Raw genomic sequence first — 20267 nt, forward strand, 5'->3', positions numbered from 1 at the left:
CGAGCTTACTTTCGGCCTTCCCGCTTCTGCCGGGCCTGCTCGACCTTCCGCTTGACGCCCTCGTTGGCGGGGTCGATCTCGAGCGATTTTTCCCAGGCCCGGAGCGCCTCGGTGTCGTTGCCGATCTTGAGATGGGCATCCCCGAGGTGCTCGTAGATGACGGCGTCTTCTTTCCCCTTGGTCAGCTCGATGGCCCGGTTGAGCTCGCGAAGAGCCTCGTCGTACCGGCCTTGCTGGTAGTAGGCCCAGCCCAGGCTGTCGACGAAGTACCCGTTTTCGGGCTCGAGCTCGAGGGCCTTCCGGATGAGCCCCTCGGCCTCGTCGAGCCGGATCCCCTTCTCGGCGAACATGTAGCCCACGTAGTTGTAGGCCTCGGCGTGCTTGGGATCGAGCGCGATCACCCGCCGGAACTGGGTCACGGCGTCCTCGAACTTGCCCATCTTCTCGTAGGCGACGCCGAGCTGGAAGCGGAGATCCTTGTGCTTGTCGTCGAGCGTGAGCCCTTCCTCGTAGGCGCGGACCGCCCGGTCCTGCTGGTTGGCCCGGGAGTACGCCATCCCGAGGTAGAGGAAGAGCTCGGGGCGCTTCGGGTCGAGGTTGATCGCCTCCTGCAGGACCTTGATGGCCTCGTCGTAGCGCTTGGCGCGGCTGTGGAGGAAGCCCAGCTGGAGCCGAGCATCGATCGACTTGGGGTCGCTCTGGAGGACCTGCCGGAGCTCCTCGAGCGCCTCCTTCTCCCGCCCGGCGTCGAGGTAGGCGGACGAGAGGTAGAAGCGCGCGCGCAGGTTGGTGGGTTCCAGCGTGAGGACGCGCTGGAAGGCCTCGATCGCCTTGTCGTAGGCCTTCCGCTCGTACTCGACGGCTCCCAGCTTCGTCCACACGCGGGGGTCACTGGGAAGCTGGTCGGCCAGCGTCGCGTACTCCTCGCTCGCGTCCTGGAGCTTGCCGAGCCGGATCAGCAGCTCCCCGAGGCGGTCGCGCAACGCCGGGTTGTCCGGGTTCGCCTCCAGCGCCTGCCGGTAGACGGCGACCGCCTGGTCGTCTTTCTTCTGCTGCTCGTAGACGAAGGCGAGGGCGGCCCAGGCGCCGTCCTGGTCCGGGTCGAGCTCGACCGCCCGACGGAGGAGGCGGACGGCGTCGTCCCAAGCCTCCCGCTCGACCGCGAGCCGACCCAGCAGGTAGTGCGCCCGTGCGTGTTTCGGGTCGACCTGGAGCAACCGCTCGAGCACGCCTCGGGCCTTCTCGTAGTCCTTCCGCTCGGCGTAGTAGCGGGCGAGGGTCTCGTACGGCTCGGTCGCGGGCGGGTTCAGGCGGATCGCCTGCTCGAGTTCGGCCACCGCCTCCGTGTCCTTCTTCTGGGCGTGGTAGAGGTCGGCCAGCGTGATGTAGGCGCCGACGGCGCCGGGATCGAGGGTCCGGGCCCGGTGGGCCGCCGCCATGGCATCGGTGTACTGCTCCTGCCGGCCCAGCCACTTGGCGAGGGTGAGCCAGAGCGCGGGACTCTTCGGGTCCCGGTCGATGGCCTTCTTGATCTCGGTGATCGCGTCGCCCATGCGTCCCGCCTGGGCGTAGAGGAGGGCCAGGGCGGTGTGGAGGTAGGCCGCCGGATCGGCCGGCCGCCGAGAAACGGCGATCGAGGTCGAGGCCGTCGAGGCCGTGGCGGAGCCGGCGTCGGTCGCCGCCGCGCCTCCGTGCGGCACCGCCGCGCATCCCAGGAGCAGCAGCAGCACGGCGGCGCACAACCCGGTGCGGGTGAACCTCATCAGGATACCTCTCCTTCCGCGGTCTCGGGCGACGGCCGACCGCCGTCAGCCGGGGCCAGATGGAATCGGATGGCCCGGACTTCCACGGTGGGCGCGACGGCCCGGCAGCGTGCCAGCAGCGCCTCTTCCGTGAGCGTGAGGCGGTGAAGCCAGCCGGAGCCGTCCACGGCCACCTGCAGAATGCCTCCTTCGATGCCCTCGGCCCGGGACCGGCGCGCGGCCGGCCCCGCGATTTCGGGCCAGGCCGCCAGCAGACGGACCTCGGCCAGGCGATCGGTCAGTCCTGGCAGGGTCCCCAGGAGGTCCCCGACGCGGACCGGCTCAGCCATCGGGCGCTTGTCCGGAGCTTACCATGCCGAGGGTCCGCTCGACCCGGCGCATGTCGGCCGCCACGACCGCCACCGCCGCCAGGGCGATCACGCCCGCGAAGAAGACCACGACGGGCAGGAGGAGCATGGCCGCCTGGAGTGATCGGCGTCGATCCGAGATGAGCCCCACGATGCCCGGCGAGAGGAAATCGCCGCCGAGGTGGATCAGGAACACGAAGATCGCCACCGCCGTGGCCCGCAGCGAGGGGTTCACGACGTTGTGAATCACGGCGTTGACGCTGCCGACGTAGAGCACGAGGAAGAACACGGCCAGGAACAGGGCGGGCAGGAACACCGAGCGGTCGTCGTGGAGGAGGAACACCAGCGCGAACGGGGCGGACAGGATGAAGCCGCCTGCGATCGTGAGCAAGTGGCCCGCCGCGGTCCGGCGCGCCAGGGCATCGCCGATCAGCCCGCCGACGATCACCCCGAGGAGTCCCGCGCTGGCCGAGAGCGAGCCGTACCAGATGGACGCCTCGAGGACGGAGAACCCTTTCACCCGGTGCAGATAGCTCGGCAGCCACGCCGCGAACGCCCCCGTCGCGAAGGCCACCAGCATCCCGACGGCGCAGACCATGACGAAGGTCGGCGTGCGGAACAGCCCGAGAATGCCCACTACCAGTCCCGGCGCCGCGGGGGCCGGGAGGGCCAGCAGGACGGGGTCCTCCTCGGGCGCGACGTCCTGCCCGCCCCGCGGCGGGTCCGCGAGGCGCCAGGCCAGCACGGCCAGGACGAGGCTGGGGATGCCGATCAGGAGAAACGCGCCGCGCCACCCGAAGCGGCTGCCGACGAGCCCGCCGACCGTCACGCCGATGGCCCCGCCCACCGGGATGGCCGCGTTGAAGAGGCTGTTCACGAAGCCCCGCCGCGCCTTCGGGAAGAAGTCCGACACCATGGCGGTGGCCGTCGGCCCGTAGGACGCCTCGCCGATGCCGACCAGCGCCCGCGTGAAGAAGAGCTGCCCATAGGAGCGGGCCAGGCCGGACAGGAAGGTCGCGGCGCCCCAGACGGCCACGCCGACTCCGATCAGCCGATTCCGCGGGAGCCGATCGCCCAGGACGCCGAGCGGAATGGACCCGAGCAGGTAGAGGAAGACGAACGCGGAGGCCAGCCACCCGAGCTCGGCGTCGGACAGCTCGAGGTCGGCCTGAACGAGCGGGAACACTCCGAAGATGATCTGGCGGTCGATGTAATTGAACAGGTTGATCGTGAACAGCACCCAGAGCGCGTACCGGGCGTAGCGCGGGGAGAAGAACAGGGGCGTGGGGGAACTCATCGGGGTCGCGCTCGAACGGCTATCCTAGCACGCGCGCGCGAACGGCCACAAGGTTTCGGGCCTGCGCAGGCGCCGCGTTTGACGCAGTGGGCGCGGAGGCTGTAGCATGCAGGCCACATGGCTCACGCGCGTCGCGGCGATCTCCTGACGGTGGACGTGACGGATCTCGCCTTCGGCGGAGAAGGCGTGGCCCGCGCCGGCGGCTACGTCGTGTTCGTGCCCGGTGGGGTGCCCGGGGACCGGCTCGACGTCCGCCTGACCCAGGTCCGGCCGCGGTTTGCCCGCGGCCAGATCGAGCGCGTCGTGACCCCGTCCGGGCTCCGCGCCGAGCCGCCCTGTCCCTACTTCGGCCGCTGCGGCGGGTGCCGACTCCAGCACGTCCGCTACGAGGCGCAGCTTGCGTTCAAGCAGCGCCAGGTCGCCGAGTGCCTGGCGCGGCTCGGCGGGCTCGGCCCGGCCGAGGAGATCCCGGTCCGACCGATCGTCGGCGCGCCCGAGATCTACGGGTACCGCAACAAGATGGAGTTCACGTTCGCCGAGGCGGACGGCCGGGCCGTCGTCGGGCTCCACGAAGCGGAGCGATACGACGCGATCCTGGACATCGAGCGGTGCCTCATCCAGTCCGAGACGCTGAACGCGGTCCTGCGGGAGGTCCGCGCCTTCGTGCACGAGCACGGTGGGACCGTCTATCGCCAGGATCGGGAGGAAGGGCTGCTCCGCTTCCTGATGCTGCGGGAAGGGCGGGCGACTGGCGAGGCGATGGTGAACCTCGTGACCGCCTCACATGATCTGGCGTTGGCCAGGGCCCTGGCCGACCACCTGCGCGCCCGGTGCCCGCAGGTGACCTCCGTCGTCCTCAACGTGAATCCGAAGAAGGCGGCGGTGGCGGTGGGCGTGGAGGAGCACCCCATCGCCGGCCACGAGCGGATCCGCGAGCGGCTCGGCGGCCTCGACTTCTCGATTTCGGCCAACTCGTTCTTCCAGACCAACACTCCCCAGGCCGAGCGGCTCTTTTCCGTGGTCGCCGAGTACGCGGCGCTGACGGGGCGCGAGGTGGTCTTCGACCTCTACTCCGGCACCGGCGCCATCAGCCTGCTGCTGGCGCGGCAGGCCCGCGCCGTGTACGGCATCGAGGTCGTCCCGGCCGCGATCGACGACGCCACGCGCAACGCGACGGCCAACGGGATCGGGAACTGCACATTTCTGGCCGGGGAGGTCCGCGACGTCCTGCCCGACCTGGTCCGGCAGGGGATCCGGGCGCACGTGGTGGTCGCCGACCCGCCCCGAGCCGGGTTCCATCCCAAGGCGCTGCGGGCCGTCCTCGCGCTGGCCCCGGAGCGCATCGTGTACGTGTCGTGTAACCCGGCCACCCTCGCCCGCGATCTCGGGATTGTCCGCGCCGGCGGCTACCGGATCACGGCGGTCCAGCCGCTCGACATGTTCCCGCACACCCCGCACATCGAGGTGGTCGCCCGCCTCGAGCGGGCGCCCTGATCACGCGGCGGCTCCAGAGCGCGACCGAGCCGAGAACCGATCCGCGAGGAGACTCTCGGACTGAGCGCGCGCCGCGGGCTCACCCGGCCGCCGCCGGTTAGTTGTGCCGCTCCGAGCGGCGGCTTCGCCCGCGCAACTGTGGGTCTGGGAGGGGGCCGTCGAGGCCCCCTCCCACGATCTACGTGTGTGTGTCCGAGTAACCCGCGCCGTCCGCCGGGCGCGTGAGACATCGAGGACTGCTCCGAGCGGCGGCTCCGCCGCCGCTACGACGGGGGGGCATCGGGGGGGTCTTCCGAGACCCCCCCGAATGACCTAGCACTTCTGGTCGGAAAGGCAGATCCAGGGCCCCACCAGCTGCTCCGACGAGAGCGCCTGGAACTTCACCCGCTTGGCCACCCCGTAGATGTCCATCTGCTGGTAGAGCGGGATGGCCGGAGCCTCGTCCATGAAGATAGAGAGCGCCTTCCCGTAGAGAGCCAGGCGCGCCTTGGGATCGACGGTGGTCGCGGCCTCGTCGAGGAGGCTGTCGAACTGCTCGTTGTGATAGTTGGACAGGATCTTGGCCGTGCGGAACAGCGGCGTGAGGGTGCCGTCGGCGTCCCAGGTCGTGTTCCCCCAGCCGATCAGCGCGAGGGGACCGGCGCCATGGACGTAGGTCATCTGGTTGAGGTAGGTGCCCCACTCGTGGGTCCGCACGGTCGTGCGGATGCCGGCCTTGGTGAGCTGGCCGGCGATCGCCTCGGCCACCTCCTTATCCTTCAGGTACCGGCCATCGGGTGAGTTGAGCACGAGGTCGACGCCGTTCGGGTACCCCGCCTCGGCCAGGAGCTGCTTGGCCTTGGCGACATCCTGGCGGTACGGCTGGAGCTTCGCGTCGAAGCCGAAGTGCTTGCTGGTCAGCACGGTCGCCGTCCGGATGCCGTTGCCCTCGAGCACGTTCTTGATGACCTCGTCCACATTGACGGCGTAGTTGAGGGCCTGGCGGACCCGCTTGTCCTTGGTCGGTCCGTCGTACGGCCCGACGAGCTTGTGCTCCTTGTCGTACCGGTGCGTGTAGACCCAGACGAAGATCACGCGCACGCTCGGCGCCTTGGAGGTGTAGAGCTTGGGGTTGTCCTCGACCTGCTTGATGAGGTGCGGCGGCACGTTGGTGACGATGTCGGCCTCGCCCGCCTGCAGGGCGGCCACCCGCGTGGTGTGCTCGGGGATCGGCCGGAAGACGAGCGTCTTGACCTTGGGCGCCCCGCCCCACCACTGCTCGTTCGCCTCCATGGTGATGGCCTCGTCCTTGGCCCACGTGACGAACTTGTAGGGCCCGGACCCGACCGGATTCTTGGCCAGGTGCGCCCCGTCCTTTTCCTTGAAGTACTTGGGCGGGACGATGGCGCCCCGGAGCGCGAGCTGGTTCTCGAGGGTGGGGAAGGGCTTCTTGGTCAGGATGCGAACCGTGTACTTGTCCGGCGCCTCGATCTTGTCGATGAGGGTGAAGTTCGGGGCCTGCCGCATCTTGAGCTCGGGGCTGCTGACGCGCTCGAGGCTGAATTTCACGGCTTCCGCGTCCAGCTCTTCCCCGTTGTGGAACTTCTGGTTCCGCCGGATCTTGAACTCCCAGGTCGTCGGGTTGACGACCCGCCAGGACTCGGCGACCCAGGGGATGACCTTGAGGTCCTTGTCCCGGAACAGCAGGGTGTCGTAGAGGTTCAGGAGCACGTTGTAGGCCGGGGTCTCCTCGTGGTTGTGCGGATCGAGCGTGGTGGGGTCCACGCCCTGGGCGATCACCACGCGCCCGGTGGACTGGGCGCCGGCCGGCAGCGCCGTCCCGGCCAGCAGGACACCGGCGGCGAAGACGATGAGGAACCGTCGCATGAGGACCTCCTTTGGGGTGAGTGGGTCGTGAGGCGGACGATCGGATGCGAGGGTTATCGGCACGGCCGCTACACCTTGAGCCGCGGGTCGAACGTATCCCGCAACCCGTCGCCGAGCAGGTTGATCCCGAGCACGGTCAAGAGGATGGCCAGGCCCGGGAAGGTCGCCAGCCACCAGGCCGTGGACAGGTACACGCGTCCGTCAGCGAGCATGCCGCCCCAGGTCGGGGTCGGCGGCTGGACGCCGAGGCCGAGAAAGGAGAGGGCGGACTCGAGGACGATCACCCGGGCCATGTCGAGGGTCGCGATGACGAGCCAGGGCGTGAAGGCGTTGGGGACGATGTGGCGGGCGATGATCCGCGCGTTGGCGCTGCCCATGGCGATGGCCGCCTGGACGAACTCCCGCTCTCGCAGCGAGAGCACCTCCCCCCGGACGATCCGGGCATACACCACCCAGCCCGACACGCCGACCACGATGATGATGTTGCGCAGGCTGGGCCCCAGGACCCCGATGACCGCGATGGCCAGGAGGATGAACGGAAAGGCGAGCTGGATGTCGGCGAGCCGCATGAAGGCGTCGTCCACGCGCCCCCCGAAGTATCCCGTCAGGAGCCCGATCAGGAGACCCAGGACACCCGAGATGGCGACGGCCGCGAAGGCCACCAGGAGCGCGATCCGCGCGCCGAAGAGAACGCGCGAGAGGATGTCCCGCCCCAGGTGGTCGGTGCCGAGGACGTGGAGGCGGCCCCGATCGTCGGTCCCGCCGGGCGGCTTGAGCCGCTGGGTGATGTCCTGCTCCAGATGATCGAAGGGGGCGAGCAGCGGGGCGAGCAGCGCCGCGCCCAGGACCGCGGCGATGACCACGAGCCCGAAGAGCGCCGTCCGCCGCCGGATCAACCGGCGCGCCAGTGTCCAGGTCTCGCTGTGCCGAAAGGCGGGGATCCGGGGGAGCTGCAGCGTCTCGGCGCCGCTGTGATTCATCGGTCAGCGGATGCGGATCCGAGGGTCGAGGTAGGTGTAGAGGACGTCGACGATCAGGTTGACGAGGACGAAGATCGAGGCGAGGACGAACACGGCCGCCTGGACGACCGGATAGTCCCGGTTGTAGATCGCCTGGACTGACAGGCGACCCACCCCGGGCCAGGCGAAGATCGTCTCGGTGATCACCGCCCCGCCCAGCAGCGTGCCGAGCTCCAGGCCCACGATCGTGACTACCGGGATCCCGGCGTTCTTGAGCGCGTGCTTCCAGACCACACGCCGCTCGCCGACTCCCTTGGCGCGCGCCGTCCGGACGTAGTCCTGCCCCAGCACCTCCAGCATCCCCGACCGGGTGAGCCGCATGATCCGCGCCGTCGTGAAGAGGCCGAGCGTGAGGGCGGGCAGGATCAGGTGCGTGAACCCGCCGCGGCCCGAGGACGGCAGGAGATGGAGCCCGACCGAGAAGACGAGGATCAGCATGATCCCGAGCCAGAAGGTGGGCATCGCCTGCCCGACGAGCGCCACCACGGTGCTCACGTAGTCGACGGAGGTGTTCCGGAAGACGGCCGAGACGATCCCGGCCGGGATCGCGAGGACCAGAGCCACCCCGAGGGCGACCGTGGTGAGCTCGATGGTCGCCGGCATCCGCTGCCAGACCAGGGCCAATGCCGGCTCCTCGTGACGGAGCGAGTTCCCGAAGTCCCCCCGGACCGCGCCGCGCAGGAAGCGCCAGTACTGGAGGTACAGCGGGTCGTCGAACCCCATCGCGCGGCGGAACTTGGCGATCTCCTCCGCCGAGGCGTCCGGGGGCAGGAGCAGCACCGTGGGGTCGCCGGTGAGGTGGAGAATGATGAAGACGACCACGGAGATCCCTAGCAGCACGATCAGGGACTGGGCGAGGCGGCGTAGGAGGTATGTCTTCACGCGAAGCCTGGGCCACGGTGGCGGTGTGCGACGATCATACCCCGGAGCCCGCCGCCGTCCAACCCCCTCGCGGCGGGCGCCGGGCTCAGGGCGACTCGCGCCAGCGCACCTCCAGGCCCCGGAGCCCTCGCGCGCCGGCGGCGGCCCCGAGCCCGCCCAGCACGAGGTCCCAGGCCGACAGGCCGAGGCTCCACTCGAGGGCCGCCAGCGTCAGGCTGGCCACCGCGACCAGGCCCGCCCCCCGGCGGACGAGGCGGAGGCCGGCGGTGCCGACCGGCCCGCGTCCCTGGACCAGGGCGACCGCGAGAAACGCGCCGACCGTGTCGATGGCGACGTCGAGGGCCGACGGGCTTCGGTCGGGGGCGAGGCCCTGGTGCAGTTCGTCGACCACGGCATAGAGCGCCGACAGCCCGACCGCCCACAGGGCGGCCATCCCCGCCGAGCGACCGGGCGGGAGCGCGCGCAGCCACAGCACCGCGAGGATCCCGTACTCGACGAGGTGCGCGAGCTTGCGCAGGGCGGCGTGGAGGCCCTGGAGCGCCTCCGGCCCGGCCCACGGGAGCAGGTGGGTGAGCACCGGCAGGATGAAGCGGCCGGTCTGGTCGGTGCCGAACAGTCCGCTCGACAGGAGGGCGATGATCCCCATCCAGACGACGGGCGGCCCGAGGCGGAGCAGGGGACGCATGGTGACCCATTGAACACCGAGTCGGCCTCGGGTGCAACGCGCCCCCGTTCGACGACGGGGCTCGTCAAACGTTGACAAGCCTCGCCGCGCCCACCTAAGATGCGGGCAACATGGCGGGGCTCCCCGAGCCGCAGGCTGACCTCGCCGCGCTCCTCGACCGTCTCGTCGGCGAGGCCGGCGACGCGGTGACGGCCGTTCGGCGCTTCCCTTCCCGCCCCGCCACCCCGGTCCCCATCCCCGACAACCCGGAGGTCGTCGATCCGCGCCTGGCCGACGCCTTGCGCGCCCGCGGGATCGAGGCGCTCTACAGCCACCAGGCGCATGCCCTCGCGTTGCTTCACAAGGGAGGGCACTGCGTCGTCGTCACGCCTACCGCGTCGGGCAAGACCCTCTGCTACAACCTGCCGGTGCTCCAGGCGCTCTTGACCGATCCGGCGGCCCGGGCGCTCTACCTGTTCCCGACCAAGGCGCTCGCCCAGGACCAGCTCGCCGAGCTCGAAGAGCTGGCCCGCGCCCTCCCGGAGCTCCGCATCCATACCTACGACGGCGACACGCCGCAGGACGCCCGGCGCGCCGTGCGCGCCCGCGCCAACCTCGTCCTCACCAACCCCGACATGCTGCACTCGGGGATCCTGCCACACCACACCAAGTGGGTGGCGCTCTTCCAGAATCTCCGGTACGTCATCATCGACGAGCTTCATACCTACCGGGGCGTCTTCGGGAGCCACCTGGCCAACCTGCTCCGGCGTCTCCACCGTGTCTGCCGGCACTATGGCTCGGCTCCGCAGTTCATCTGCGCCTCGGCGACGATCGCCAATCCGCAAGAGCTGGCCGAGCGCCTGGTGGGTCAGCCGGTGACGGCGGTGACCGACAACGGCGCCCCGGCCGGCCAGAAGGTGCTCGTCTTCTACAATCCGCCGGTGGTGAACCCGGAGCTCGGGATCCGGCGCCCGTACCTCAAGGAAGCGGCCCGCCTGGCGACGCCTTTCCTGCGGGAGCGCATCGCGACGATCGTCTTCGCCGGGAGCCGGCTCGCTCAGGAGGTGCTCCTGACCACGCTGAAGGCGGCCGTGGAGCGCCCGCCCGCCGTCAGTAACGTGATCCGGGGCTACCGGGGCGGCTATCTCCCCGGTCGGCGCCGCGAGGTCGAGCGCGGGCTTCGCGAGGGCGAGGTGCTCGGCGTGGTCTCGACCAATGCGCTCGAGTTGGGGATCGACATCGGCCGCCTGGATGTCGCCGTACTGGCGGGCTACCCGGGGACGATCGCCTCGACCTGGCAGCAGGCCGGCCGGGCCGGCCGCCGGAGCGGGCTTTCGGCCGCCGTGCTCGTCGCCTCGTCGTCGCCCCTCGACCAGTTCATGGTCACCCATCCCGACTATTTCTTCGGGGCCTCCCCCGAGCACGGCCTCATCAACCCGGACAACCCCTACATCCTGGTGAGCCACCTCAAGTGCGCGGCCTTCGAGCTCCCGTTCGTCGACGGCGAGCCGTTCGGCGACCAGGACGTGGCGCCCTACCTGCGCCTCCTCTCCGAGGCGGGCGTGCTCCACGCCGCCGGGGGCCGCTGGCACTGGACGAGCGAGAGCTACCCCGCCGACCACCTCTCGCTGCGGGCGATCGGCAGCGACAACTTCGTCGTGATCGACACCACGCATCGCGAGCTGACCGAGGCCCGGGGGGCCCGGCAGCTCACCCGGAAGCGGCAAGTGATCGCCGAGGTCGACTGGAAGAGCGCCTTCGGGATGATCCACCCGAAAGCGATCTACCTCGTCGAGAGCGAGCAGTACGAGGTGCAGGAGCTCCACTTCCGCGAGGACGAGGAGAAGGTCGCCTACGTCAAGCGAGTGGCCGTCGATTACTTCACGGACGCGGTGACCGCCAAGGGCGTGTGGGCGCTGGACCGCTTCCGGGACGCGCGGACGGGAGCCGGCCAGGTCGAGCAGGGGGAGCTGCTCGTGGCCGAGCAGGTGGTCGGGTTCAAGAAGATCAAGTTCGACACGATGGAGAACGTCGGCGCCGGCGTGGTGGAGCTGCCGCAGCAGGAGATGCAGACGGCCGGGCTCTGGCTCACCATTCCGCCGGAGACCCTGGCCGCCGTCTCCCGGGACCGGGACGCCCTCGTGGACGGCCTCCGCGGTCTCACCCACCTCCTGCATCACCTCGCCCCGCTCTTTCTCATGTGCGACGTGCGGGACCTCGGCTCCTGGCTCGGCGACGCCCCGCCCGCCGCCACCTCCCCCCGGGACGGCCGGACGCCGGCGGTGCTCACCGCGCAAGGCACGCGCGCGCGCCTCCTGGCGGGCGAGCGCTTCGAGCCGACGGTCTACCTGTATGACCACCACCCGGGCGGAGTCGGGCTGACCGAGCGGCTGTTCGAGCTGCTCGCTCCGCTCGTCGCCCGGGCGCGCGAGACGCTGGCCGCCTGCCCCTGCCGGGCCGGCTGCCCCTCCTGCGTGGGGCCCGTGAACGAGGTGGGTCGCCAGGCCAAGCCGGTCGCCGCCGCGCTGGTCGATCGGCTCCTCGACTGAGAGCCCGTGAAGGAATTGCTGCAGGACGCGGGCGTGCAGGGACGACGGGAAGCTGCCGTGTGCAGCAGGCGCTCCCGCCCCAAGCGGGATTGAGGGCCGCGAGGGAATTGATGCGGGACGTGGCCGGGCGGGGACGACGAGAAGCCGCGGGCGGCTGGTGGGGGGGTTTGGGGGGGAGCGGCAGCAGGCGCTCCCGCCCCAAGCGGGATTGACCGGCCGCGCGTGATCGACGGCCGCTGTCCGCCGCGCCCCGCTCCGACGACGCGAGCTTCGGAGATCGGCCGGCTCCGGGAGATGCTGCGCCGACTCGAGACGCGCCCGCCGGCGCCCCGGCCGGCCGCGCCGCCGCGGGCCCTGCCGCTCGACCCCATCGAGACACCCCACGGCGTGGCCCTCTGCCGGGTCGAAGAGGTGGCGCTGCCGCCGGGTGTCGCCCGCGCCATCGAGCCGGCAGCGGGGACCGTGTTCCTCGACACGGAGACGACGGGGTTGGCCGGCGGGACCGGGACCTACGTGTTCCTGGTCGGGCTCGGGACGTGGACGCGGGCAGGGTTCCGCGTGACCCAGTACTTCCTCGGCGACCTCGGAGCCGAGGCCGCGTTCCTGGCCGCGGTCCGGGCGGCGCTGGCCGACGCCCGGCAGCTCGTGACCTTCAACGGGCGGACCTTCGACCTCCCGCTCCTCGAGACCCGTTACCTCCTCAGCCGGGCCCCGTGGTGGGGAGCCGAGATCCCCCACCTCGACCTCTACCCGATGGCCCGCGCCCTCTGGCGGGCCCACGTCGCCGATTGCCGGCTCACGACCCTCGAGGCGGCGCTGCTCGACCTCGACCGGGGAGACGACTTGCCGGGCGCGATGATGCCCGAGCTCTACTTCCGGTACCTCCGCTCCCGGGACACGCGCCCCCTTCCGCGGATCTTCGCCCACAACCGGTGGGACCTCCTGGCCCTGGCCGCGCTCGCCGCGCGAGCCGACGCGCTCCTGGCGGGACCCGACCCGCGCCACGATCCGCTCGAGTGGCTCGGGGCGGCCCGCTGGCTCGAGCGGCGGGATCCGGAGCGGAGCGTCGCGTTCTACGAGGCGGCCCTGGGGGCCGGGCTCCCGCCGGACACCCGCGCGCGGGCCGCCTGGCGGCTGGGTCGGCTCTGGCGTCGGGCCGGACGGCGCGCCGAGGCCCTGGCCCTGTGGGCGGGCATCGCCGCGGCCACCGAAGACGCGCCGCTCGGGCTCCTGGTGGACCTCGCCAAGCTCCAGGAGCACGTCGCCCGCGACTTCGCGGCCGCACTCCGCCTGACCCGCCGCGCGCTGGACCGCATCGACGCCAGCGACCTCGACGCCGTCGGGGAGCTGGTGGGCGGGGCCCTCGGCCACCGGGCGCGCCGTCTGGAGCGGCGCCTCCGGGGTCGGGTCCTGGCGGGCCTGGTACCGACCGCCGAGCGTCCCTGACCTGCGAGATGCTGTTGGGTTAACTCGGCGCCCCGCAATCGCCTGATCGCCGACGGATGGTGTTCGGTTCCGAGCGCGGGCTTCGCCCGCGCAACCTTCTCCTGGGGGAGGTCTGGGAGGGGGCCGTCGAGGCCCCCTCCCACGATCTAGATGTCCGCGAGCGGGAAGGCGACGACGTGGATCAGACTGGCGACCAGCCGGACGCGCGTCCCCGGCGGATAGATCGTGGTGGACGGCTGCACGGAGTGGACGCGGGCGCCCGACGGCAACCGCAGCCGATACAGGTTCTCCGAGCCATGGAACTGGCGCCCGATCACGACGACGTCGCCCTCCGGGTGCGGGATGAAGTCGATGTCGTCGGGACGGATCATGATGTCCACCGGGAGCCCCGGCGGGTGCCGGTCGGGATTCTGGAAGGTCCCGATCTCGGAGACGATCCCCTCCTCCTTCACCATGCAGCGGAGGAAGTCGGCCGAGCCCACGAACTCGGCCACGAAGCGGGTGGCGGGGTGATGGTAGACCTCATAGGGCACGTCGAGCTGCTCCAGGTGGCCGGCGTGGAGGACGCCGACCCGGTCGGCGAGCGTGAACGCTTCCTGCTGATCGTGAGTCACGAAGACGGCGGTGGTGCCCGTCATCCGGAGAATCTTCTCGATCTCCTCGCGCATGCTGGCCCGGAGGTCGGTGTCGAGGTTCGAGAAGGGCTCGTCCAGGAGGATGAGGGCCGGTGCCGGGGCCAGGGCCCGGGCGAGCGCCACGCGCTGCTGCTGGCCGCCCGACAGCTCGTGAGGGAACCGCCGGGCGAGCTCGGCGAGCCCCACGGTCTCCAGGACCTCGGCGACCCGCCGCAGCCGGGCGGCCCGTTCGAAGCGCCCGAGGCCGAACACGACGTTGTCGGCGACGGTGAGGTGAGGAAAGAGGGCGTAGTCCTGGAAGACGATCCCCACGCCCCGGGCCTCGGGCGCCACCGTCGTGCCGCCGCCCGCCATGCGCTGGCCGCGAATCTCGATGACGCCGCGGTCCGGGGATTCGAAGCCCGCGATCAGGCGGAGCGTCGTGGTCTTGCCGCACCCCGATGGGCCCAGCAGGACCAGGATCTCGCCGGGCTCGACGGCGAGCGACAGCCCGTCGACGGCGGGAGGGTCCGTGGAAGCGAAGCGCTTGCTGACGTCGCGGAGGCGGAGGAGGCTCACCGAGTCGGGAGATAGACCCAGATCTTCGACGCCGCCGCCAGCCCCAGCACGATGCGCGTGCTCCCGCCGGCGGCCGTTATCGTGCCGGCCCACGGCGCGACTTCCTCGATGTGAAGGCGCGCCCCGGGCTTCACCTCGTGCTTCCAGAGATGCTCGAGCAGGCGGCGGTCGGCCTCGGCTTCCTCGGTGATCCGCTCCACCACGACCGTGGTGCCTTCGCGCGCCTGATCGAGTGGGAAGGGGTGGGTCGGCGCCGGGCTGGGCATGCCGGGGATGGGATTGCCGTGGGGGCAGGTGCTCGGCATGCCGAGGAGAGCGGCCAGCCGCTCCTCCACGCGAGGCGACAGCGCGTGCTCGAGCCGATGCGCCTCTTCGTGGGCCTCGGCCCAGTTGAGCCCGAGGATGTCGGTGAGCCAGCGCTCGAGCAGCCGATGGCGCCGGGCCATCACCTCTGCCAGCGTCTTGCCCTTCCGGGTCAGGGAGATCTCCTTGCCGGCGCTCAGACGGATGTACCCGGCCCGGGCCATGCGCTGGAGGGCCTCGGTCACCGCCGGGGCCGAGACCCGCATGTGCTTGGCCAGCCGCGCGCCGATCACCACATGGCCGCTGCCCATGAGGTCGTAGATCGCCCCCAGATAATCCTGGACCGAGGCGGTGCTCTCGGCGGCGCGAACCCTGTCATTGGGGCTTGACGGCCGGCGCGTGTTAGGCATACTTAACCTCGCAGGCTAGGCAGCCCGATTTTCTGGCAGGGACATTGTAGCCCGGCCGTGCGCTCTCGTGCAAACGCCGGCGGGGACGAGGAGGACGCGATGCGACAGGACGGATCGACCCGGGCGCGGTGGGCGGCCGGCGTGCTCGGCGCCGTGGCCGTGCTCGCCCTGCTGCCGGGCCCGGCCTACGCCGCCGGGGCCGCCGAGGGGCGCGAGGTCGTGGTCTACACGGCCCGCATCGAGCAGCTCATCAAGCCGATGTTCGACGCCTTCACGGCCAAGACCGGGATCAAGGTCCGGCTGTTCAGCGCCAGCGAGGCCGAGCTGTTCGAGCGCCTCAAGGCCGAGGGAGCCAACACGCCGGCCGACGTGCTCATGACGGTGGACGTCGGAAACCTGTGGCTCGCCCAGCAGGCGGGACTGCTCCAGGGCTTCCAGTCGCCGATCATCGACAAGAACATTCCGCCTCACCTCCGGGCCAAAGGCAACGACTGGGTCGGCCTCTCGGTCCGGGCGCGCACGATCGCCTATAGCACCGAGCGGGTGAAGCCCGAGGAGCTCTCGACCTACGAGGCCCTGGGCGACGCGCGGTGGCGCGGTCGGCTGTGCCTCCGGACTTCCAAGAAGGTCTACAACCAATCCATGGTCGCGACGATGATCAAGACCCTGGGCGAGAAGCGGACGGAGGACGTGCTGCGGGGCTGGATGGCGAACGAGCCCCGGATCTTCTCGAGCGACGCCAAACTCCTGGAGGCGATCGCCGCGGGGCAATGCGACGTGGGACTCGTCAACACCTATTACCTCGCCCAGATCAAGGCCAAGGACCAGGCCTTTCCGGTCGCCCTCTTCTGGCCCAACCAGAAGGATCGGGGGGTGCACGTGAACATCTCCGGGGCCGGCGTGACCCGGTTCGCGAAGCACATGGTCCCGGCCATTCGGCTGATCGAGTTCTTGAGCTCGGATGATGCCCAGAACCTCTACGCCGACGTCAACTACGAGTACCCGGCCAACCCCGCCGTCAGGCCGAACGCGCTCCTCACCGCCTGGGGATCGTTCAAAGCCGACCAGGTGGACGTGGCGGCGGCCGGTGAGTTCCAGTCGGCGGCGGTGCGGCTGATGGATCGGGTCGGCTGGAAGTAGGCGGCGCCACCCCCGCGCCATCGAGATGACGCCGGCAGCCAGGGCGCCGGCGGTCTGGGCGACGCCCGGCCGGTGGGCCCGGGATATCTGGCCGTGGGCGGCGGGCGTGGTCGCGCTCCTGGTGGCCGCCCCCGTCCTGGTCGTCTGTTTCTCCCTCACCCGACCGAGCCCCGACGTCTGGCGGCATCTCTGGGAGACCCAGCTGCTCGAGCTCGTCGGGAACACGGCGGCACTGGTGATCGGCGTCGGGCTCGGGGTGGCCGTGCTCGGGACGACGCTGGCCTGGCTGGTGACGATGTACCGCTTTCCGGGCCGAGCGGTCCTGGAGTGGCTCCTGATCCTGCCTCTCGCCATGCCCGCCTATGTGTTCGGGTTCGTCGTCCTCGCGATCTTCGATTACACGGGCCCGGTTCAGCGCGCGCTCCGGGCGCTCCTCGGTCCCCGGCTCGCGCTGCCCGACCCCGCGTCGTATGGTTGCCTCGTCCTCGTCATGACCCTGGTCCTCTACCCTTACGTCTACCTGCTCGCCCGGGCCGCCTTCCTCGGGCAGTCGGAGGCGACCCTGGAGGCTGCCCGCGCCCTCGGGGTGAGCCGACGCGCGGTCTTCTGGCGGGTGGCGCTGCCGCTGGCGCGGCCGGCGATCGTGGCGGGGGTCACGCTGGCCCTCATGGAGGCCCTGGCGGATTTCGGCACGGTGGCGATCTTCAATTACTCGACGTTCACGGTGGCGATCTACCGGGTCTGGTTCGGCTTGTTCAACCGGCATGCCGCCACGGAACTGGCGAGTGTCCTGGTGCTCTTCACGCTCGGGCTCTCTCTCGCCGAGCGGGCTCTGCGGGGCGGCGCGCGCTTCGACCGCCGGGACGCCGGCGCGCGCCGGGCGCCGCGGACACGGCTCGAGGGCTGGCGTGGCTGGGCCGCGAGCGGGGGAGCCAGCCTGGCCGTGGGCCTCGGCTTCGTCCTTCCGGTGGCCCGGCTCCTGACGTGGATCCCGGGGCGGGCCGCCTACGACCCCCGGTACCCACAGTTCCTGGGCAACACGCTGGCGGTGGCCGGCGTCACCGCCCTGGTGGCGGTGGCGGCCGCCGTCGTCGTCGCGTATGGCGTCCGCCTCAGCCGGGGTCGCCTCGTCGAGGCCCTCGCCCGCGTGGCCAGCATGGGCTACGCGCTGCCGGGGTCGGTCGTCGCGGTCGGGGTGCTGGCCCTCCTGGCCCGACTCGACCGGGCGCTCGAGGGCCCGCTGCAGGCCGTCGGAAGCGCCGCCGGGCTCTGGCTCACCGGCTCGGTCGTCGGCCTCGTCTTCGCCTACGTGGTGCGATTCCTGGCCGTGAGCTGCCAGACCGTCGAGGCCAGTCTGGTCGGCATCACGCCCGGCATGGACATGGCCGCCCGCTCGCTCGGGGTCCCGCCCTGGGGGGTGCTCCGGCGGGTCCACATCCCCTTGCTCCGGCCCGGCCTCTTCACCGCCGGCCTGCTGGTCTTCGTCGACGTGATGAAGGAGATGCCGGCGACGCTCCTGCTCCGGCCGCTCGGCTACGAGACCCTGGCCGTGCGGGTCTGGCAATTCACCTCCGAGTCCTTGTGGGAGGCGGCGGCGGCCCCGGCCCTGACCATCGTGGCGGCGGGGATCCTGCCGGTCATCGTCCTCGTGCGGAGCAGCGCGCGCGTCCTCCCCCGGGTGAGACGCGACCCGGCCGGGCGAGTCTCTTCGGAGGGGGCCCCCTCGGTCAGGTGAGGATTTCGGGGTTCACCGGGTTTGGCGGGCGCGTCCCCTCGAGCACCGCCAGGCAGTTCTCGACCGCCATCATCGCCATCTTCGTCCGTGTCTCGCGGGAGGCCGAGGCGATGTGGGGCGCCAGCACCGCGTTCGGGCACTCGAGGAGCCCGGCGTGGACCGTCGGCTCCTCCTCGTAGACGTCGAGCCCGGCGCCCGCGATCCAGCCTTCCTTCAGGGCCCGGACGAGGGCGGCCTCGTGGACCACCGGGCCCCGGGAGGCGTTGATGAGGAAGGCGGTCGGCTTCATCCGGCGAAGCTCGGGTTCGCCGATGTAATGGTGCGTCTCGGCCAGAAGCGGCACGTGCAAGGTGACGAAGTCGGCCTCGCGCAGGACGGTGGCCTTGTCCTGGTACACGACGCCGAGGTCGCGCTCGGCGGCGGGGTCGCGGACGGCGTCGTGGTAGAGGAGTCGCATGGCAAAGCCCTGGGCTCGCCGGGCGACCGCGCGCCCGATGCGCCCGAGTCCCAGGATGCCGAGGGTCTTGCCGTGCACGTCCCCGCCGAGCAGGAGCATCAGCCCCCACTCGGTGAACTTGCCGGCGCGCGTGTAGGCGTCGCCCTCGGCCACGCGGCGCGCGGTGGCGAGGAGGAGGGCCCAGGTGAAATCGGCGGTCGTCTCCGTCAGGACCCCCGGGGTGTTGGTGACCACGACCCGGCGGCGGCTGGCGGCGGGCACGTCGATGTTGTTGTATCCGACGGCCACGTTGGCCACGACCCGGAGGCGTCCGGCGCGGGCCAGCAGGGGCTCGTCGATCGTGTCGGTCAAGAGGCAGACCAGCCCCTCGGCATCGCGAATCTCCCGCCCGAGCTCGTCCGGACTGAGCCGCCGATCCTCCGGGTTGAGGCGCACGGTGGCGCGGGACCGCGCCAGGTCGAGCGCATCCTGGGGGAGGTGTCGGGAAATGAACATCGTGCCGGGCATGGGCCGCCTCCCGCGGAGTCGATCAGGGCGATAACATACGGGAATATCGGGCTAAATCACTCGGGAGACCGGCGCAGACCACCCAGGGCCGCAGCCCTCGATTTTTGGGGTTGACCGGGCTCCGCGGTGCCGCTATATTAGCACTCGTCTCTGATGAGTGCTAGTAAATAGGATGAGGGTCAGGCGCGCGGGCGCCGACCCAACTTACCACGTCCACAGATCCGTTCGAGGAGGAGGTAGACAATGGCGACCGCAACGAAGACGAAGCTTCGCCCGCTCCACGACCGCATCCTGATCAAGCGGGTCGAGGAGGAAGAAGTCCGGCGGGGCGGCATCATCATCCCCGACACCGCGAAGGAGAAGCCCCAGGAGGGAAAGGTCATCGCGGTCGGCACCGGCAAGGTGAACGAGGACGGGAAGAAGATCCCGCTCGACGTGAAGGCGGGAGACCGGATCCTGTTCGGCAAGTACTCCGGCAGCGAGGTCAAGATCGACGATGAGGAGTACCTCATCCTGCGGGAGGACGATGTTCTCGGCATTCTCGACTGATCGGCTCACGATTCCGCGGCGGTAGCGAAACTCGCGTCATTTCACTCAAGGAGGAACGAGTCAATGCCCAAGCAGCTGTTGTTCGACCAGGAAGCCCGCGCGGCGCTGCTGCGCGGCGTCAACATCATGGCGGAGGCCGTCAAGGCCACGCTCGGCCCCAAGGGCCGGAACGTCGTCATCGACAAGAAGTTCGGGAGCCCCACGATCACCAAGGACGGCGTGACCGTGGCCAAGGAGATCGAGCTGAAGGACCCCTACGAGGACATGGGGGCCCAGATGCTCAAGGAAGTCGCCTCCAAGACCTCGGACGTGGCCGGCGACGGGACCACCACCGCCACGGTGCTGGCCCAGGCGATCTTCCGGGAGGGGCTCAAGAACGTGACCGCCGGCGCGAACCCGATGGGGCTCAAGCGCGGCGTCGAGCAGGCGGTCGAGAAGATCGTCGAAGATCTCAAGAAGATGTCGAAGACCACCAAGGACAAGAAGGAGATCGCCCAGGTCGCCTCGATCGCGGCCAACAACGACAAGACGATCGGCAACCTGATCGCCGAGGCCATGGAGAAGGTCGGCAAGGACGGCGTCATCACGGTGGAAGAGGCCAAGGCGATGGAGACCACCCTCGAGGTCGTCGAGGGGATGCAGTTCG

At 70.6% G+C, this 20267-nt stretch carries 17 protein-coding genes; 7 read left to right on the forward strand and 10 right to left on the reverse strand.

Features of this window, described 5'->3' with window-relative positions:
- Nucleotides 1-5: 5 nt before the first annotated feature.
- The 3 genes from VGW35_11600 to VGW35_11610 are packed head-to-tail and all read right to left on the reverse strand — an operon-like array spanning nucleotide 6 to nucleotide 3407.
- Nucleotides 6-1763: a tetratricopeptide repeat protein gene (locus VGW35_11600; protein ID HEV8308301.1), complete on the reverse strand. Its 1758-nt coding sequence runs from the start codon at nucleotides 1761-1763 to the stop codon at nucleotides 6-8.
- On the reverse strand, nucleotides 1763-2092 hold the full coding sequence (locus VGW35_11605) for a DUF721 domain-containing protein (protein HEV8308302.1): 330 nt from the start codon (nucleotides 2090-2092) through the stop codon (nucleotides 1763-1765). The genes VGW35_11600 and VGW35_11605 overlap by 1 nt, the downstream gene beginning before the upstream one ends.
- Entirely contained in the window at nucleotides 2085-3407 is a 1323-nt protein-coding gene (locus VGW35_11610; protein HEV8308303.1) for an MFS transporter, read from the reverse strand. Before VGW35_11610 ends, VGW35_11605 begins: the two co-directional genes overlap by 8 nt.
- Nucleotides 3408-3524: 117 nt before the next feature.
- On the opposite strand from VGW35_11610, the gene rlmD reads away from it, so the two are divergent.
- Nucleotides 3525-4901: a 23S rRNA (uracil(1939)-C(5))-methyltransferase RlmD gene (gene rlmD, locus VGW35_11615; protein HEV8308304.1), complete on the forward strand. Its 1377-nt coding sequence runs from the start codon at nucleotides 3525-3527 to the stop codon at nucleotides 4899-4901.
- A 312-nt stretch (nucleotides 4902-5213) separates the two neighbouring features.
- Here rlmD and VGW35_11620 read toward each other — a convergent pair whose 3' ends face one another.
- From VGW35_11620 to VGW35_11635, 4 genes are all read right to left on the reverse strand, one after another.
- Nucleotides 5214-6767, reverse strand: coding sequence for an ABC transporter substrate-binding protein (locus VGW35_11620; protein HEV8308305.1), 1554 nt, complete (start codon nucleotides 6765-6767; stop codon nucleotides 5214-5216).
- A gap of 68 nt (nucleotides 6768-6835) precedes the next feature.
- Nucleotides 6836-7747 carry an ABC transporter permease gene (locus tag VGW35_11625; protein ID HEV8308306.1) on the reverse strand — a complete coding sequence of 304 codons (912 nt, stop codon included), beginning with the start codon at nucleotides 7745-7747 and terminating at the stop codon, nucleotides 6836-6838.
- A gap of 3 nt (nucleotides 7748-7750) precedes the next feature.
- Nucleotides 7751-8668, reverse strand: coding sequence for a nickel ABC transporter permease (gene nikB / locus VGW35_11630; protein ID HEV8308307.1), 918 nt, complete (start codon nucleotides 8666-8668; stop codon nucleotides 7751-7753).
- A gap of 85 nt (nucleotides 8669-8753) precedes the next feature.
- Entirely contained in the window at nucleotides 8754-9353 is a 600-nt protein-coding gene (locus tag VGW35_11635) for a VanZ family protein (GenBank protein HEV8308308.1), read from the reverse strand.
- A 110-nt stretch (nucleotides 9354-9463) separates the two neighbouring features.
- Here VGW35_11635 and VGW35_11640 point away from each other — a divergent pair, with 110 nt between their 5' ends.
- Nucleotides 9464-11881 carry a DEAD/DEAH box helicase gene (locus VGW35_11640; GenBank protein HEV8308309.1) on the forward strand — a complete coding sequence of 806 codons (2418 nt, stop codon included), beginning with the start codon at nucleotides 9464-9466 and terminating at the stop codon, nucleotides 11879-11881.
- A gap of 294 nt (nucleotides 11882-12175) precedes the next feature.
- Nucleotides 12176-13327, forward strand: a complete 1152-nt coding sequence (locus tag VGW35_11645) for a ribonuclease H-like domain-containing protein (protein ID HEV8308310.1) — start codon at nucleotides 12176-12178, stop codon at nucleotides 13325-13327.
- Between the two features lie 146 nt (nucleotides 13328-13473).
- Here the strand turns inward: VGW35_11645 and VGW35_11650 are convergent, their stop codons facing one another.
- Complete coding sequence (locus VGW35_11650; protein ID HEV8308311.1) at nucleotides 13474-14520, reverse strand: ABC transporter ATP-binding protein; 1047 nt, start codon at nucleotides 14518-14520, stop codon at nucleotides 13474-13476.
- Nucleotides 14517-15233, reverse strand: a complete 717-nt coding sequence (locus tag VGW35_11655) for a metal-dependent transcriptional regulator (GenBank protein ID HEV8308312.1) — start codon at nucleotides 15231-15233, stop codon at nucleotides 14517-14519. The genes VGW35_11650 and VGW35_11655 overlap by 4 nt, the downstream gene beginning before the upstream one ends.
- Before the next feature lie 99 nt (nucleotides 15234-15332).
- Here VGW35_11655 and VGW35_11660 point away from each other — a divergent pair, with 99 nt between their 5' ends.
- Together VGW35_11660 and VGW35_11665 are read left to right on the forward strand one after the other, a co-directional pair.
- Complete coding sequence (locus VGW35_11660; GenBank protein HEV8308313.1) at nucleotides 15333-16373, forward strand: extracellular solute-binding protein; 1041 nt, start codon at nucleotides 15333-15335, stop codon at nucleotides 16371-16373.
- 25 nt (nucleotides 16374-16398) lie between these two features.
- Entirely contained in the window at nucleotides 16399-18108 is a 1710-nt protein-coding gene (locus VGW35_11665) for an iron ABC transporter permease (protein ID HEV8308314.1), read from the forward strand.
- Here VGW35_11665 and VGW35_11670 read toward each other — a convergent pair.
- Nucleotides 18101-19072 carry a D-glycerate dehydrogenase gene (locus tag VGW35_11670; GenBank protein ID HEV8308315.1) on the reverse strand — a complete coding sequence of 324 codons (972 nt, stop codon included), beginning with the start codon at nucleotides 19070-19072 and terminating at the stop codon, nucleotides 18101-18103. The genes VGW35_11665 and VGW35_11670 overlap by 8 nt on opposite strands.
- Before the next feature lie 243 nt (nucleotides 19073-19315).
- On the opposite strand from VGW35_11670, the gene groES reads away from it, so the two are divergent.
- Together groES and VGW35_11680 are read left to right on the forward strand one after the other, a co-directional pair.
- Entirely contained in the window at nucleotides 19316-19621 is a 306-nt protein-coding gene (gene groES / locus VGW35_11675) for a co-chaperone GroES (protein ID HEV8308316.1), read from the forward strand.
- A 63-nt stretch (nucleotides 19622-19684) separates the two neighbouring features.
- Nucleotides 19685-20267: TCP-1/cpn60 chaperonin family protein (locus VGW35_11680; GenBank protein HEV8308317.1), on the forward strand; the 583-nt coding region annotated here is incomplete at its 3' end.

This window comes from Candidatus Methylomirabilota bacterium, assembly GCA_036005065.1.
In the GTDB taxonomy this organism is placed as follows: domain Bacteria; phylum Methylomirabilota; class Methylomirabilia; order Rokubacteriales; family DASRDR01; genus DASYQW01.

Coding starts and splice junctions, on each gene's coding strand:
- VGW35_11600 (HEV8308301.1), bottom strand. CDS start 1,763: ATGAGGTTCACCCGCACCGGGTTGTGCGCCGCCGTGCTGCTGCTGCTC.
- VGW35_11605 (HEV8308302.1), bottom strand. CDS start 2,092: ATGGCTGAGCCGGTCCGCGTCGGGGACCTCCTGGGGACCCTGCCAGGA.
- VGW35_11610 (HEV8308303.1), bottom strand. CDS start 3,407: ATGAGTTCCCCCACGCCCCTGTTCTTCTCCCCGCGCTACGCCCGGTAC.
- rlmD (HEV8308304.1), top strand. CDS start 3,525: ATGGCTCACGCGCGTCGCGGCGATCTCCTGACGGTGGACGTGACGGAT.
- VGW35_11620 (HEV8308305.1), bottom strand. CDS start 6,767: ATGCGACGGTTCCTCATCGTCTTCGCCGCCGGTGTCCTGCTGGCCGGG.
- VGW35_11625 (HEV8308306.1), bottom strand. CDS start 7,747: ATGAATCACAGCGGCGCCGAGACGCTGCAGCTCCCCCGGATCCCCGCC.
- VGW35_11635 (HEV8308308.1), bottom strand. CDS start 9,353: ATGCGTCCCCTGCTCCGCCTCGGGCCGCCCGTCGTCTGGATGGGGATC.
- VGW35_11640 (HEV8308309.1), top strand. CDS start 9,464: ATGGCGGGGCTCCCCGAGCCGCAGGCTGACCTCGCCGCGCTCCTCGAC.
- VGW35_11645 (HEV8308310.1), top strand. CDS start 12,176: ATGCTGCGCCGACTCGAGACGCGCCCGCCGGCGCCCCGGCCGGCCGCG.
- VGW35_11655 (HEV8308312.1), bottom strand. CDS start 15,233: ATGCCTAACACGCGCCGGCCGTCAAGCCCCAATGACAGGGTTCGCGCC.
- VGW35_11660 (HEV8308313.1), top strand. CDS start 15,333: ATGCGACAGGACGGATCGACCCGGGCGCGGTGGGCGGCCGGCGTGCTC.
- VGW35_11665 (HEV8308314.1), top strand. CDS start 16,399: ATGACGCCGGCAGCCAGGGCGCCGGCGGTCTGGGCGACGCCCGGCCGG.
- VGW35_11670 (HEV8308315.1), bottom strand. CDS start 19,072: ATGCCCGGCACGATGTTCATTTCCCGACACCTCCCCCAGGATGCGCTC.
- groES (HEV8308316.1), top strand. CDS start 19,316: ATGGCGACCGCAACGAAGACGAAGCTTCGCCCGCTCCACGACCGCATC.